10 protein-coding genes are annotated in these 14,929 nt (G+C 68.9%); 4 read left to right on the top strand and 6 right to left on the bottom strand.

All coding sequences use genetic code 11. From position 1 onward, the window contains the following. Nucleotides 1-123: 123 nt before the first annotated feature. From KY661_RS20485 to KY661_RS20470, 4 genes are all read right to left on the bottom strand, one after another. Nucleotides 124-2,979, bottom strand: coding sequence for a TonB-dependent receptor (locus KY661_RS20485; protein WP_225411816.1), 2,856 nt, complete (start codon nt 2,977-2,979; stop codon nt 124-126). A gap of 189 nt (nt 2,980-3,168) precedes the next feature. Further along, the gene (locus KY661_RS20480; protein ID WP_225411809.1) at nt 3,169-4,869 is read right to left on the bottom strand and encodes a sodium:solute symporter; all 1,701 of its coding nucleotides are present in this window, start codon (nt 4,867-4,869) and stop codon (nt 3,169-3,171) included. Further along, nucleotides 4,866-5,036: a hypothetical protein gene (locus KY661_RS20475; protein WP_225411808.1), complete on the bottom strand. Its 171-nt coding sequence runs from the start codon at nt 5,034-5,036 to the stop codon at nt 4,866-4,868. The genes KY661_RS20480 and KY661_RS20475 overlap by 4 nt, the downstream gene beginning before the upstream one ends. Beyond that, a complete protein-coding gene (locus KY661_RS20470; RefSeq protein WP_317987287.1) occupies nt 5,033-7,519 on the bottom strand; it encodes a PIG-L family deacetylase in 2,487 nt (828 codons plus the stop codon). Before KY661_RS20470 ends, KY661_RS20475 begins: the two co-directional genes overlap by 4 nt. A gap of 86 nt (nt 7,520-7,605) precedes the next feature. Here KY661_RS20470 and bshC point away from each other — a divergent pair, with 86 nt between their 5' ends. The 3 genes from bshC to bshA are packed head-to-tail and all read left to right on the top strand — an operon-like array spanning nt 7,606 to nt 11,200. Next, nucleotides 7,606-9,234 carry a bacillithiol biosynthesis cysteine-adding enzyme BshC gene (bshC, locus tag KY661_RS20465; protein WP_225411806.1) on the top strand — a complete coding sequence of 543 codons (1,629 nt, stop codon included), beginning with the start codon at nt 7,606-7,608 and terminating at the stop codon, nt 9,232-9,234. Beyond that, nucleotides 9,231-10,037: a bacillithiol biosynthesis deacetylase BshB1 gene (gene bshB1, locus KY661_RS20460; protein ID WP_225411805.1), complete on the top strand. Its 807-nt coding sequence runs from the start codon at nt 9,231-9,233 to the stop codon at nt 10,035-10,037. The genes bshC and bshB1 overlap by 4 nt, the downstream gene beginning before the upstream one ends. Continuing rightward, on the top strand, nt 10,034-11,200 hold the full coding sequence (gene bshA, locus KY661_RS20455; protein ID WP_225411804.1) for an N-acetyl-alpha-D-glucosaminyl L-malate synthase BshA: 1,167 nt from the start codon (nt 10,034-10,036) through the stop codon (nt 11,198-11,200). The genes bshB1 and bshA overlap by 4 nt, the downstream gene beginning before the upstream one ends. On the opposite strand, the gene KY661_RS20450 is transcribed toward bshA, so the two are convergent. Next, nucleotides 11,201-12,046 (bottom strand): DUF2911 domain-containing protein, encoded by an 846-nt coding sequence (locus KY661_RS20450; RefSeq protein ID WP_177241423.1) that lies wholly within the window; start codon nt 12,044-12,046, stop codon nt 11,201-11,203. A gap of 87 nt (nt 12,047-12,133) precedes the next feature. Beyond that, nucleotides 12,134-12,676, bottom strand: a complete 543-nt coding sequence (locus KY661_RS20445; RefSeq protein WP_225411803.1) for a YbhB/YbcL family Raf kinase inhibitor-like protein — start codon at nt 12,674-12,676, stop codon at nt 12,134-12,136. A gap of 428 nt (nt 12,677-13,104) precedes the next feature. Here KY661_RS20445 and KY661_RS20440 point away from each other — a divergent pair, with 428 nt between their 5' ends. Further along, nucleotides 13,105-14,895 carry a phosphoenolpyruvate carboxykinase (GTP) gene (locus tag KY661_RS20440; RefSeq protein WP_225411802.1) on the top strand — a complete coding sequence of 597 codons (1,791 nt, stop codon included), beginning with the start codon at nt 13,105-13,107 and terminating at the stop codon, nt 14,893-14,895. Nucleotides 14,896-14,929 lie beyond the last annotated feature (34 nt).

The following is a 14,929-nucleotide window of genomic DNA, read 5'->3' as shown; positions in this document are numbered from 1 at the left end:
CACGGCGCACGCACACTGAGGGCACATGAAGAAAACGAGGGCAAAGAAAAACCCAGCAACCCGTTGAGATTGCTGGGCTTCTCGGGACGGAGGCGGCGGGAATCGAACCCGCCGCCTGGACTTTCAGAAGCTGTAGCCCATGCCGAACTGGAAGCTGCGGGGCGGCCCCACCACACTCGTGGGCTCGCCGAATTTCGGGTTTGAGGGCTCGGTCTCGGGCGGAAGGTACCCGTCGTATCCGCCGAGGTTCCTCGCATCGAAGAGGTTGAAGCACTCGGCGAAGGCGTTGATGCGGTGGCCCTTGGAGATCGTGAAGTCCTTGGCCAGCCGGACATCCACCTGGCTGAACTGGATGAAGCCGTCCGCCCGGCCTCCGTAGGTGCGGAGCACGAACTCGGTGGGACCGGTGCCCCTGGAGTTGTCGTAGATGGTGTAGGGCAAGCCGCTTCCCAGGGTGATGAGCGTGGACAGCCGGAACTCCAGGGGCAGCCCCACGATGCCGGAGAGCACGAGCCGGTGGCGCTCGTCGGTGGCCGTGGGGGTCACGGGACTGTCTTTGACGGTCGGGTAGTCGAAGTTGTAGGCCGCCCCCCGCTCCCGGGCGACGCCCAAGGTGTAGGCCACGGACGCTCCCCACGGAATGCGACTCGTCGAGAACTCGCTCGAGAAGGGCTTCTCCGCCGAGACCTGCACGCTGCTGTAGGTGGAGGTCCGGTCGTCCACGGAGATGATGACATTGCCGAAACCACCCGGCGTGGGGATGTAGTCGCGGCTGCCCGTCGACAGGCGGTTGGCGGGGTAGAAGCCAACGCCGTTCCTGCTGCGGATGTGCGTGAGCGTCAGCGACGTGTTGAGCGGTCCTGCCTGCTGCCGGACACCCGCGCTGAACTGGTCGCTGACCTGCGGCTTGGTGTCGTTCTCGAGCAGGAAGATCTCTGCGGCGGGGGCCACGCCGCTGTCGATCAGCGCATCGAGCCCCTGCCGGCTCAGGTACTCGGGCCGCCAGGCAATGGTCGGCTGCCCGAAGCGGGGCGCACCGTCCCGCGAGAAGTAGAACGTGCGGACCTGGTACTGAAGACGAAGCCGCTCGTCCACGCCGGTGTTGAACAGGGTGCGATCATAATAGCGCCCCGCGCCGGCGAAGAGGACCGTGCGGCCGTTGCCCATCACATCGAAGGCCGCGCCGAGCCGCGGCTGCACCGCGCCCAGGAAGACGGGGCGCTGCTTGCCGTTGGTCAGGTAGTTCCCGGCCGGGAAGAAGCCGGGCCCATTCGTCTGCGCGACGATGCCCGCGAGCTCCTCCACCGCCGCGCGGACATCCGCGGGCGTCACGTAGTCGTTGTTCAGGGGGTTGGTCTCGACATCCCACCGGAGGCCCAGGTTCAGGGTCAGCCGCTTGGCGATCTCCCAATCGTCCTGGATGTACACGCCCACCTGCGTGTTGTTGGACGCGGCCTTCGGATCGCCCACGCCGTAGGCGGCCTCGGCCGGGAAGTCGTAGCTGAGGCCGTTGTTGGTGTCCTCGCGGAAGCGGAACGCGGGGTTGCCGAAGAGCGTGCGCTCGATCTGGTAGTGCTGGAAGGAGAGCTTGGCCCCGGCCTTCATCACGTGCTGGCCGGCCCCATCGAAGTTCGCGAACGTCACGTCGTTGCGCAGCGTGAACGCCCGCTGGCGGACGTCCTGGCTGGTATCGCGGCCGCCGAGCCGGATGACCCCTTCATAGTCCCGCCCCACCAGGTCAGGGTTCGTGGCCACCGGGTTGAACCGCGAGTCGAGGAACTGGAACGTGGCCTCGTTCGTCAGCCCGCCCAGCCGCAGCTGGTGCCGGGCCGAGGTGGTGAGCACATTGTTCCGGATGTCCTCGGCGCTCTCGATGCTGATGAGGCCACCGAAGTTGCGGACGTCCGTCTCGGTCCGGAGGCTCGCGCTGACATCCAGGGTCTGGTTGTCCGCCGGCCGCCAGGTCAGCTTCGCGAAGCCGAGGTGTTCGCGGAAGGGGCTCCCGAAGTTGCCCTCGAAGGAACCAAACCGCTCCACGTTCTCCGGGTTCGGATTGCCGATCGCCACCAGGTTCGAGCGGTCCTGAAGGTTGCCTTCGTAGGTCACGAAGAAGTGCAGCGTGTCCTTCACCAGGGGCCCCCCCAGCGCCGCGCCGAACTGGGAGCGCAACTGCTCGGGCTTCTCCACCGTGAAGTAATCCCGCTTCATCAACGCCTGGTTCTGGAAGGTGAGGAAGACGTCGCCATGGAAGTCATTGCCGCCCGAGCGCGTGATGGCGGAGATGATGGCGCTGTTGGCCTGCTCGTACTCGGCCTTGTAGTTCTGCGTAATCACGCGGAAGCCGCTGACCGCGAGCTGGGGGAAGGGGTTTCCGCGGCTCGCGTCCTGGCCCACCAGGCCGCCTTCGATGACGTTGTTCTTGAGGCTCACCCCATCCACGAACACGTTGGTGCTGCGCGCCTCGAGCGCGCCAGACGAGAAGTTCTTGTTGAACTCATCGTTGGAGACGCGAACGCCGGGCGCGAGGGCGGCGAAGTTGAGAAAGTTGCGGTTGCTCTGGGGCAGGTTGGCGATCTCTTCGCGGCTGACGTTGGTGGCGACCTCGGACGTGGTGCTCTCGGGGGTCTTCCCCTGGACGAGCACGGTCTCGCCCTGGCCGAGATCGAGCGCCACCTCCTCCTCGACGTTGATGTTCAGGTCCACCGTCTGGCCGACCTGGACGTTCACCGTCCGGTACACCTCCTTGCCGCCCGGCTGGGTGACGGTGATGACGTACTCACCGGGGGCCAGGCCGCTCAGGAAGAACGAGCCATCCGCGCGAGCGATCCCCTTCGCCGAGAAGCCGCTCTGGGTGTTCACCGCGAGCACGGTCACGCCGGTGACAGGCCCCTTGAGCGCGCTGAGGCCGACCCGGATGTCCGCCGTCGTCCGCTGCGCGAGCGCCGGCGCGGCCGTGAGCCAGACAGCGAGTCCCAACACGCTTCCAATGCGCATGACCCGCTGAGCCATGTTCTTGATGCTGTTCTTTGAGCCGTCTCGCGCGATCCCAGTCATTCTGCTGCGTCATCTAGACGCTTCCCCCCTGGGTGTAAACGGCTTCAAGGTGCGGACTGTCTCCTGTGAGTGAAACAGGATGAGCTTTGACGCAGTGTGCTCAACTTGGGGCTCCTAGGAGCTGTGCCGGACCCGGGGCATGAAGGCCTGGAGAATCAATCCGAGGACGACGGTCAGCGCACAGCCGATGACATTGAACCAGAGATAGCCAATGGAGGAGAACGCGAAGAGGCCGAGCACCATCCCCTGGGAGAGGAGCGCGGCGACGAAGACCGCATTCCCACGCACGTGCCGGAGGAAGAAGGCCACGAGGAACAGGCCCAGCACGGTCCCGTAGAAGAGCGAGCCGAGGATGTTGACCGCCTGGATGAGGTTGTCGAGCAGCGAGGCGAAGCTCGCGAAGGCGACCGCGACCAGGCCCCAGAGCACGGTGAACAGCTTGGAGGCCACGAGCACCTGCCGGTCGGTCGCATCGCGGCGGAGGAGCCGCCGGTAGAAGTCGACCGTGGTCGTCGCGCCCAGGGCGGTGAGCTCGCTGGCAATCGAGCTCATCGCCGCCGCCAGGATGACGGTGATGAGCAGCCCCACGAGCCCGCTGGGCATCCAGTCCTTCACGAACGAGATGAAGATGTAATCCGAGTCCTTCGTCTCGCTGCCCGGCAGGGCCCGGGAGACCACGGCCTTGGCCTCCTTGCGGACCGTCTCGGCCGTCCGGGCGGTGGCCTGGAGCCGCTCGCGCGCGCCCGCCTCCGCGGCAGGGTCTCCGGCCTCCCGCGCCGCCACGTAGCGGTCGGCCTCGGCGCGCTTCTGGTCCTGCACCTGGAGCCACTTCTCCTCCAGGGCGGCGAACTCCCCCGCCTGCGCGGTCGCCAGAACCCGGGAGCGCAGGGGCTGGTTGAAGAGCAGCGGCGGCGCGGTGAATTGATAAAAGACGAAGACCAGGAGCCCGACGAAGAGGATCAGGAACTGCATCGGGATCTTCAGCACGCCGTTGAAGAGCAGCCCGAGGCGGCTCTCCGCGACCGAGCGCCCCGTCAGGTAGCGGCCCACCTGGGACTGGTCCGTTCCAAAGTACGACAGGGACAGGAACAGCCCGCCGGTGATGCCCGACCAGAAGTTGTAGCGGTCCTGGAAGTCGAAATCGAAGCTGACCACGTTCATCCGGCCCAGGGCCCCCGCGACATCGACGGCCCGCGAGAAGGAGACGTGCTCAGGCAGCCGCCACACGATGACGAGGGCCGCCACCGCCATGCCCCCGAGCATGACCACCATCTGCTGCTTCTGCGTCTGGCTGACGGCCTTGGAGCCGCCCGTCACGGTGTAGAGGATGACCAGGGCGCCCATGACCAGGATGGTGGGCTCCAGCGGCCAGCCGAAAATCGCCGAGAGGATGATGGCCGGCGCGTAGAGGGTGATGCCGGAGGCCAGCCCCCGCTGGATGAGGAAGAGGAGCGCGCCGAGCAGGCGCGTCTTCAGGTCGAAGCGCGACTCCAGGTACTCGTAGGCGGTGAGGACATTCAGCCGGTAGTAGATGGGGACGAAGACGGCGCTGACGATCACCATGGCGATCGGCATGCCGAAGTAGAACTGCACGAAGCGCATCCCGTCCTCGTAGGCCTGGCCCGGGACGGAGAGGAAGGTGATGGCGCTTGCCTGCGTGGCCATGACGGACAGGCCAATGGTGGGCCAGCGCAGATCCTGGCTCCCTCGCAGGAAGCCCTCCGTGGTTTGGCTCTCGCCGCGCGACCGCCAGAGCCCCCAGCCCACGATGAACGCCGTTGTTCCAACGAGAACCAGCCAGTCGAGCAGTGTCACGCGTAGGCCCGGGTGAGCGCCCAGAACAGGGCGATGAGCAGGGCCAGGACGCCCAGCACGAAGAGGTAGATGTTGCGCCAGGAGCCGAGCAGGGGCGGCGCGTCGTCGAGTTCGGGCCGCTGCGGCGGGGCCCCGGCCGGCTCAGGAGGATTCGAAGGAGGGGTCATGGGGCGAGGAGGTTCGCGAGCAGGCGGTACGCACCGGGCACGCCCGCGGGAAGTTGCCGGAAGAAAGCGATGCCCGTGTAGATGAAGGTCCCCTTGCCATGGCGGGCCACCAGCAGGCCGCCCCGGAGCGGCGGCTCGCCCGGGTCATTCATGGAGAACACGGGCTGGTAGTGCTCATCCCACGTCGTGGCGAAGTAGAGCCCACGCTCCTGGACCCAGCCGTCGAAGTCCGCGGGACCGAGGCGGTTGGGGGCCCGCAGGAGCGGCTCCTGCGGATTCACGGGCGTCATCGCCGCGGTCTCGTCCGTCACGCGCTCGCGGCCGATCTCCAGCGGATAGGGCCCCACGAAGGTGGTGAGCGGCCCCACGCGGCTGTTGGTGTTGTACTGGACTACCAGCCGCCCTCCCCCCTCCACGTACCGCAGGAGCCGCTCGCGGTGGAGGGAGAGCCGGGGGGTGGCGTTGAAGGCGCGTACCCCGACCAGGATGGCCTCGAACCGCTCGAGCTTCTCGGACGCCAGACGCTCCTCGGGGAGCACCGTCACGTCATACCCGGCGGCCGCGAGGCTCTCGGCCACCCGGTCTCCCGGCCCGGGGATGTACCCCACCCGCCGGACCTTCGTGGTGAGGGCCAACGGGACCAGGGCCGCCTCGGAGGGCTGGCGCACCACCTGGGGCGGAATGTGCTCATGCGTCACGGTGCGCACGCGCCAGGACTCGGAACGGCCGCCGCTCTCGACGACGGCGCGCAGCCGCGCCCGCTCGCTCGCGCCCTTGGGCGGGGTGAGCTGGAAGCGGACGGTGCGCTCATCCCCGCGCGCGGCGAGCTGGAAGGGCACCTCGGCGGGCTCCACGCGCCAGCCGGGCGGCACCTCCAGCCGGAGCTTGCCCGCCGCAGCGGCACGGCCCGCGGCCAGCACCACCTGGACGGACTGGGACGTGCCGTTGGGGAACAGGACGACTTCCCGCTCGAGCGTCGCCGTGACGGCCGGGGCAATCTCGAAGGCCCGGTAGAGCTCACCGCGCACCGGATCCGTCCAGACGTAGACCACCGGGCGGACCACCTGGAAGCGCTTGCCGCCGACCTCGTAGACGAACGTCACCGCCAGGGCCGGATCGCCCTCGGGCCGGCCGGTGAGCGCGCGGTCCTGCGCGTCCAAGGCATAGAGGCCACCGGCAACGGGCTTCCGGAGCCAGTAGGGCGTCGAGATCCGCGCATCCTCGGGGATGGCCACCGGCCGGGAGAGCGTGAAGGGCTTGGCCCCGGACAGCTCCGCACCGGCCGGCACGGACTCTCCTCCCGGCAGCGTCACGCTCACCAACCGGAGCGCGGCGGGCAAGCGGTTCAGGGCCACCAGGTTCAACGTCACCTGGCTGCCTGGCACGGCCGACACCTCCGCCGCACGCGCCTCCAGGAACAGCCCCGCGCACGCGGCCACCAGCGCCTCGGTCTCGCGCAGCTTGAGGGCCTTCCAGGGGTGGCTCTCCGGCAGGGCCGAGAGCGCTTCGTGGACGCGCAGGAGCGCCGGGATGCTCAGGTGGGGCGCGCGCGGGTCGAACCCGCTCGACGCCGCGTCGATGGCCTGGATGAGCTTCTCCGTGCCGCCCCACCGCCGCCACGAAAGCTCGAGCCCCTCGAAGAGCTCTGACTTCGGGCGCGTCCCGGCGAGGGGCGCGAAGTACTCCAGCAGGGGGCCGCGCTCGGCGGCCACCCCGAAGCCCTGGCTCCGGTGCTGGCTGCGGCTCTCCGCGGAGACCTCGCCCCAGGAGCGCCCCAGGAGCGGCTCGTACCCGCCGGCATCGGCCTTGAGGTAGGCGGACATGTCGGCATCCGGCGCCAGGTTCCAGGTCGAGACGTTGTTCAGCAGCCGGTCGGCCTTCCACGGCTTCAGCGCCCCGAGCTGCTCGGGAAACCGCGAAGGATCCGCCGCGGCGGTGAACGCCTCCGCGGCCAGGAGCGCCGAGGCGGTGTGGTGCCCGTGGTTGGGCGGCTTCGTGGTGAAGCGCGTCACGATGACATCCGGCTGGAAGCGGCGGATGGCGAGCACGACATCGGCCAGCACCTCGTCATGTCCCCAGATGCGCAGCGTCTCGTCCGCGCTCTTCGAGTAGCCGAAGTCCCGCGCGCGCGTGAACATCTGCTCGGCGCCATCGACGCGCCGCGCCGCGAGCAGCTCGTTCGTGCGGATGAGCCCGAGCAGCTCGTCCTGCTCGGTCCCGATGAGGTTCTGCCCACCGTCTCCGCGCGTCATCGAGAGGTAGCCCGCGCGCAGTCCTCGCCCGCCCGCCCACCAGGCCAGCAGCCGTGTGTTCTCGTCGTCGGGGTGGGCCGCCACGTAGAGCACGCTTCCGGTCACCCCCAGGCGCCGGATGCCCAGAGCAATCTCCCCCGCGTGGAGTTGCCGGGCCGGTTGCCCCAGTGCCACCGAAGAGAATCCAAGGCTCATGGCCACTGCCAATCCAAAAATGACCAGGGTCCGCATCGCCGCGGACCCTAACAGAAGGAGGCCGCGCAGGTGTGAGGCTCCTTGGGGTCGCTCCCGTACACCGGACTTGCTATCACCGGCCCGTGGCCTCTTCCTTTTCCGCCTCCTGGATGCGCGGTGATCCGCGCGCGCTCGAATTTCTCCCGGACCGTTACCGGCACCCGTCCGCCCGCGCCGAGGCCGTGGCCGCCGCGGCCTCGCGCACCCTCTCCCCCGCGCTCCACGCGGCGCTGGTGGCCCGCCAGGCGCGCCTCGCGCCGAGCCCCGCCCGTGAGCGGAACCTGGAGCTGCTCGCCCGTCCCGGCACGGTGGCCGTGGTGACCGGGCAGCAGGTGGGCTTGTTCCTCGGTCCGCTCTTCACAGTCTACAAGGCCGCCTCCGCCATCGTCACGGCCCGCGCCCTTGCCCAGGAAACGGGAAGGCCCTGCGTCCCCCTCTTCTGGTTGCAGACCGAGGACCACGATCTGCCGGAGATCGACCACTGCCTCGTTCCGCGCGCCTCGGCAGGCCCGCTGCGCGTGGCGCTCGGGAAGCCAGACGCGGCCAGCTCGCGCATCCCGGTCGCCCACTGCCAGCTCGGAAGGGGCATCCCCGAGGCACTCGCCGCGCTGCGCGCCGAGCTGGGCAGCCTGCCCCACGCGGACGAGCACCTGGCGCTGCTGGAGCGCGCTTACCGTCCCGAGGCGACGCTGGCGGACGCCTTCGCCGAGGTCCTCTCCACCCTCTTCGCGGACGAGGGGCTCCTGTTCCTCGACCCGCGCGATCCCCGCCTTGCCCCCCTCGCCGCACCGGTCCACCGCCGGTCCATCGAGGCCGCCACGGCCATCGCCAGCGGGCTCGCCGAGCGGGGCCGGGCGCTCGCCGAGGCGGGCTTCTCCGAGCAGGTGCACCTCCGCCCAGGCTCTCCCCTCGGCTTCTTCTCGCCCGGTGGCCCCGAGGGCGCGCGCTACCGCCTCGACCCCGCCCCTTCCCCGGGCACCTGGAGCCTCGTGGGCCACCCGGAGGGCGCCTGCGTGACGACGGCCGAGCTCCTCTCGTGGCTGGAGCGCGAGCCGCTCCGCTTCACCACTTCGGCCCTCCTGCGCCCCGTTCTTCAGGATACCTGGCTTCCCACGGCGGCTTACGTCGGCGGCCCCGGAGAGATCGCCTACTTCGCGCAGCTCACCCCCCTCTATGCGCACACCGGGCTGCCCATGCCGCTCGTCGTCCCGCGTGCCCGGTTCCGCGTGATTGACGACCGCGCGCGCCGCCTGCTTGAGACGCTGGGCCTCTCGCCCGATGACGCGGACACCCCGCGGGACGCATTGCTGGCCCGCCTCGCCGCACGGAACACCCCGGAGACCTACGAGCCGCCCGAGGCCATCGAGGCGCGCCTCGTGAGCGCGTTTGACGCCGAGCTGGCCCGCCTGGGTGAGCGCACGGCCTCCTTCGAGCCGGGCTTCGCCCGGGCCATCGGCCGCACCCGCAAGACGGTTCACGGCGGCATCTCCCGCCTCGTGGCCCGGTATGGCCGCACCCTCGCCCAGCGCGATCAGGTGACCCGCGAGCGCGTGGAGCGCCTCCAGGCCTACCTGTTCCCGGACGGTGCACCGCAGGAACGCATCCATGGGCTGCCCTACTACGCTTGCCGCTTCGGCGGCGGCGCCTTCACGCGCCAGGTCCTCGACGCGTGCGTGCCGTTCTCCGGCGGCCTGAAGGACCTGAGACCATGAGCACCGCCGAGCCCGCCTACGGACTGGAGGTCCTTGCCTTCGGCCCTCACCCCGACGACGTCGAACTCTTCTGCGGAGGGCTCCTGGCCCAGATGGCCCGCCGGGGCCACCGCACCGGCATCATCGACTTGACGCGCGGGGAGAAGAGCTCGCGCGGTACCCCCGAGACCCGCGCCGCCGAGACCGAAGCGGCCTCCCGCGTGCTGGGGCTCACCGTCCGCGAGAACCTCGGGCTGCCCGATGGGTGGATCGACCCGTGGGCGGGCTTCGAGGCGCCCGAGGCCGAGCGCGCCCGGGCCGCTCCCGTCGCGCGGCTCGTCGAGGTGCTGCGCCGCCTGCGCCCCGAGCTCGTGCTCGTCCCGTGGCAACACGAGCGCCACCCGGACCACGAGGCCACCAGCGAGCTGGTGACGCGGGCGCTGTTCTTCGCCTCGGTCCGCAAGTTCGAGACCGCGCCTGTCCACGCGCCCTTCACGCCCCGGCAGGTGCTCTACTACCCCATGCGCCACCTGGCCGAGCCGAGCTTCGTCGCCGACGTGACGGCGGTCCATGACCAGAAGATGGCGGCCGTCCGCTGTTACGCCAGTCAGGTGGAAGCCCGCGCGGAGGGGCCGCAGACGCTGGTCGGCTCGCCGCTGTCGCTCACCTCGCTCGAGGCCCGGGACCGCTTCTACGGAGCCCAGATTGGCGTCTCCCACGGCGAGCCGTACGTCCAGCGCGAGACGTTGGGACTCGTGGACCCGGTGGAGCATTTTCGCCGGAATTCCTTCGCACGGCCCCTGTTCTTCCCCGGCTCCCGATGAGTCCCCCCCTCAATCTGGCCATCACCTGCTTTCCCACCTTTGGAGGCAGCGGCATGGTCGCGACCGAGATCGGCCTGGCGATGGCCGACCGCGGCCACCGCGTCCACTTCATCGCCCGGGACCTTCCGGTCCGCCTCCACGGCATGACGCGGAAGGTCATCTTCCATGAAGTCACCGAGAGCGACTACCCGGCGCTCGCCCACTCGGGGACGTACCCGCTGGCGCTGGCCTCGAAGATGATCGAGGTCGCCAGCTACGAGCACCTGGACATCCTGCACGTCCACTACGCCGTGCCGCACGCCACGGCGGCCTGGATGGCCCGCGAAGTCCTCGGAAGCCAGGCGCCGCGCATCGTCACGACGCTCCATGGCACCGACACCACGCTCGTCGGGACGGACCCCACCTACCTGCCCATCACCCGCTTCTCCATCCTGCGCAGTGACGTGGTCACCACGCCCTCGGCGTTCCTGCGGCGCGCCACCTGGGAGGGCTTCAGCATCCCCCCGGAGTCCCTGCCCATCGAGGTCATCCCCAACTTCGTCGACACGGAGCGCTATGCGCCCCGGCGCGACCGGGCCCACGTGCGCGCACTCTTTCCCAACCTGGGAGACGGCGAGCCGGTGCTCATCCACGTCTCGAACTTCCGGCCCGTCAAACGCATTGGCGACGTGGTGTCCATCTTCACCCGCGTTCACCGCGAGCACCCGTGCCGGCTGGTGATGATTGGGGATGGACCCGAGCGCTCCCCCGCCGAGCGCCGGGTGCGGGAGCTGGGCCTGGAGGACCGGGTGGCCTTCCTGGGCAAACAGGAGAGCTTCGCCGAGGTGCTCGCCGCGTCCGATGTCTTCCTCCTGCCGAGTGAACAGGAGAGCTTCGGCCTCGCCGCGCTCGAGGCGCTGAGCTGCGGCATCCCGGTGGTGGCCAGCAACATCGGCGGCATCCCCGAGCAGGTGGAGCACGGGGCGCGCGGCTACCTGGCGCCGATGGGCAACGTGGAGGCCATGGCGGACCATGTCCTCACGCTCGTGCGCGACCCGGAGCGCTGGCAGCGCTTCTCACACAACGCCCGCCAGCACGTCCTTGAGCGCTTTCAGCTCGCCCCGGCCATCGACCGCTATGAGGCCATCTACCGCCGGCTGGCCGGGGGAGCCGCGGCCCGCTGACTACTTCTTGCCCTTCCAGTCCGTGAGCGCCTTGGCGACCATGTCCTTGAAGAAGAAGTTGCCGTCCTTCTGTCCCAGGTCCCAGGAGGTCTGCGCGAACTTGCGCGCCTCGGCGTACTTGCCCGAGCGGGCCAGGACGTCGGCCTTGAGCCAGTTGTTGTACCAGTGCGACTGGATGGCCAGCGAGTTGTCCAGGTACTTGAGCGCCGTGGGGTAGTCCTTGGAGGTGTCGGCCACGTAGCGGCCCGCGTTGGCCAGCGAGCGCCACGAGCCCTCCACCGCGGCCTTGATGTTCTGCTGGGCCAGCTCGGCCGTCTTGACCTGGACGGGCACCGAGACGCGCAGCTTCTCCCACTCCAGATCCAGCGACGTCTGGTCGTCGGTGGTGTTGGAGAAGAGGAACGTCATGCGCTCGCGGGCGGGAATCTCGGAGACCGTCGCGGAGACGCGCACGACGTCGTCCTTGGCGTCATAGGTCTTCCCGCCGCCGAACAGGCCCAGCTCCTTGTTCAGCGCGACCGTCCAGCCCTTCTCCGAGGGCACGGTGACGATCGAGTAGGTGCCCGCCGGTACCGGCTTGCCGCCGAACGTCACGTCGTTGCCGAAGGTGATCTTCGTGGCCGCGTTGGCCCCGGTCCGCCACACCTGATCCCAGGGGACCAGGCCCCCCCAGATCTTCCGCCCCTTGACCGCGGGGCTCGCATAGTCGACCGAGATCTCGGTCAACCCCACCACCTGCGTCACCTTCGACGAGGGGCTCGCGGGGGGCAGCGCGAGCTGCGCCAGCGCGGGCGAAGCGGCGAGGGTCATCAGAACAGCGCATGCGCAGCCGAGAAGTGTCTTCATCGTGGTCACGTCGTCCTTTCCCTGGAGAGGGAGGGTGAACGGCGGACTCTATAGACCGGTTCCCGGCAGCGCCCAACCCCTACCGGCTCACCCGGGGCGCGAATAGAGGCCCACGGTCTCGCCAAAGCCCAGCACGTGGCCTCGCACGGCCCGGAAGAGCTCCTGGCGGCCGAAGCCCGGCTCGAGCTCGAGCTCCCGGTCGAGCGCCAGCACCTGGACATGGTAGCGGTGGGGAATATCTCCCCGGGGCGGTGCACACCCGATGTAGCCGTCGCGCAGGAAGCTGTTGCGGCCCTGCACCGCCACATCCGTGCCGAGCGCCGGAATGCCCTCGGGCAGCCCGTCCCGCTCGGCGCCCAGTCCCGCGACGAGCCAGTGCACGAACGGCTCGGGCGTGGGCGCGTCGGGATCCTCCATCCACACCACGAAGGAGCGGGTGCCCTCGGGGCCCGCGCCCCACCGCAGCGGCGGACTGAGCCCTCCGCCATCCTCCGTGTAGGGCAGCGGGATGCGGCCTCCCTTCACGAACGCGGGGCTCATCACCACCAGGGGGGCCACGCGGCTCAGGCCGAGCCGGTGCTGCGCGAGCCGCTCTTCTCCCGCGCGCTCCCCCGGACGTCCGCGCAGCATCTTGGGCATTCCCAGAACGAGGCTTCGCAACGTGTGGTTCAAGTTCATCCGGCGAAGTTAAGGACGGTCTCCGCAGGGGGCCGGAACGCGAAGCCGCCCGGCTGGTTCAACCGGACGGCAAAACACCAGCCTCGATTCGCAGAACCTGGGGCGAATTCCCTCACGAACACAGAGCATGTGTCTTCCTGCGTCATCGTCATCCAATGGACAGGATTCACGACGCATCGCAGCGTGAAATCGGTGAAAACCTGCCCCCTGATAAGTGAAATTAGCGAAGGCCCCCTGTAGGGCAGGTTCACCACCGGACGGGTGTTGCTTTTCATGGGCCGGTTCTCAGAATTGATACCTCGCCTGCTTGGTACGTTTGAAACCCCAGGCCAGGGCCGGGGCTGGGGGCAGTTCACATGCGGCGGCACGAGGGGAATTTCATGTCTTCATCGCAGATGGCGGCCGTCCAGGGTGACGCTCCAACGAAGAACGCGGCTTTGCTGGCGTGGGTGTCCCGCTGCGCGCAGATGACCCAGCCGGACCGCATCGTCTGGTGTGATGGCTCCGAGGCGGAGAAGAAGCGCCTGACGGAGCAAGCGGTGAAGGAGGGCATCCTCATCCCGCTCAACCAGGAGAAGCGGCCCGGGTGCTACCTGCACCGCTCGAACCCCAACGACGTGGCGCGCGTCGAGCACCTCACCTTCATCTGCACGCCCAACAAGACCGACGCCGGGCCCACCAACAACTGGATGGATCCGGAGCAGGCCTATACCAAGCTGGGCCTGCTCTTCGACGGGAGCATGAAGGGCCGGACGATGTACGTGGTGCCCTACGCCATGGGCCCCCTGGGCGGCCCGTCCACGAAGATCGGCGTGGAGCTGACCGACAGCATCTACGTCGTGCTGAACATGCGCATCATGACGCGCATGGGCAAAGCCGCCCTGGACATGCTGGGCGACTCGGACGACTTCAACCGCGGCCTGCACTGCACGGGCGACGTGAACCCGGACCGCCGCTACATCTGCCACTTCCCCCAGGACAACACCATCTGGAGCTTCGGCTCGGGCTACGGCGGCAACGTGCTCTTGGGCAAGAAGTGCCTGGCGCTGCGCATCGGCAGCTACCTGGGCCGCGAGGAGGGGTGGCTCGCCGAGCACATGCTCATCCTGGGCGTCACCGACCCGAAGGGGCAGACCACCTACGTGGCCGCCGCCTTCCCGTCCGCCTGCGGCAAGACGAACTTCGCGATGATGATTCCGCCCAAGAGCTACCAGGGCTGGAAGGTGGAGACCGTCGGCGACGACATCGCCTGGATGCGCGTGGGGCCCGACGGCAGGCTGTACGCCATCAACCCGGAGGCGGGCTACTTCGGCGTGGTGCCCGGCACCAACACCAAGACCAACCCCAACGCGATGGCCACCATCGCCAAGGACACGCTGTTCACCAACGTGGCCATGACGGCGGATGGGGACGTGTGGTGGGAGGGCAAGGACGGCGAGGTGCCCGAGGAGCTCGTCGACTGGCAGGGCCGCCCCTGGACGAAGAACAGCCCCGACAAGGCAGCCCACCCCAACAGCCGCTTCACCGCGCCGATGTCGAACAACCCGGCGCTCAGCCCCAAGGCGAATGACCCGCAAGGGGTGCCCATCAGCGCCATCATCTTCGGCGGGCGCCGCTCCAACACCGTGCCGCTGGTGCTCCAGGCCTTCAACTGGACACACGGGGTGTTCCTGGGGGCCACCATGGGCAGCGAGACGACGGCCGCGGCCACCGGCAAGGTGGGCGTGGTGCGGCGCGACCCCATGGCCATGCTGCCCTTCTGCGGCTACCACATGGGCGACTACCTCCAGCACTGGCTGGACATGCAGAAGGCCATCACCCACCTGCCCAAAATCTTCCAGGTGAACTGGTTCCGCCAGGACAAGAACGGCAAGTACCTGTGGCCGGGCTACGGCGAGAACATGCGGGTGCTGGAGTGGATCGTGAACCGCGTCCACGGCCGCGTGCCCACCCAGGAGACGCTGCTCGGCTGGGTGCCGCGCCAGGGCGACATCCCCACCCAGGGGTTGGACATGCCGCCCGAGGCCATCGCGGAGGCCACCTCCATCAAGTCCGATGAGTGGAAGTCCGAGCTCAAGAGCCAGGAGGTCTTCTTCGAGCAGCTGGGCACCAAGGCGCCCGAGGCCCTCATGCTCCAGCGCAAGCTCCTCATCTCGCGCCTGGGCAGTTAAAGCCGTTCTTCCCGGTCCCGCCCGGCCCCAGAGG

Source organism: Allostigmatella hybrida, from assembly GCF_020103775.1.
Taxonomy (GTDB): Bacteria; Myxococcota; Myxococcia; order Myxococcales; family Myxococcaceae; genus Hyalangium; species Hyalangium aurantiaca.
This window is presented reverse-complemented; position numbering and strand designations above follow the sequence as displayed.

Excerpts from the sequence above, each read along its gene's own strand:
- bshA (WP_225411804.1), top strand. The coding sequence starts at position 10,034 with ATGAGTCCCCCCCTCAATCTGGCCATCACCTGCTTTCCCACCTTTGGA.
- KY661_RS20470 (WP_317987287.1), bottom strand. The coding sequence starts at position 7,519 with ATGCGGACCCTGGTCATTTTTGGATTGGCAGTGGCCATGAGCCTTGGA.
- KY661_RS20450 (WP_177241423.1), bottom strand. The coding sequence starts at position 12,046 with ATGAAGACACTTCTCGGCTGCGCATGCGCTGTTCTGATGACCCTCGCC.
- KY661_RS20440 (WP_225411802.1), top strand. The coding sequence starts at position 13,105 with ATGTCTTCATCGCAGATGGCGGCCGTCCAGGGTGACGCTCCAACGAAG.
- KY661_RS20445 (WP_225411803.1), bottom strand. The coding sequence starts at position 12,676 with ATGCTGCGCGGACGTCCGGGGGAGCGCGCGGGAGAAGAGCGGCTCGCG.
- KY661_RS20475 (WP_225411808.1), bottom strand. The coding sequence starts at position 5,036 with ATGACCCCTCCTTCGAATCCTCCTGAGCCGGCCGGGGCCCCGCCGCAG.
- bshB1 (WP_225411805.1), top strand. The coding sequence starts at position 9,231 with ATGAGCACCGCCGAGCCCGCCTACGGACTGGAGGTCCTTGCCTTCGGC.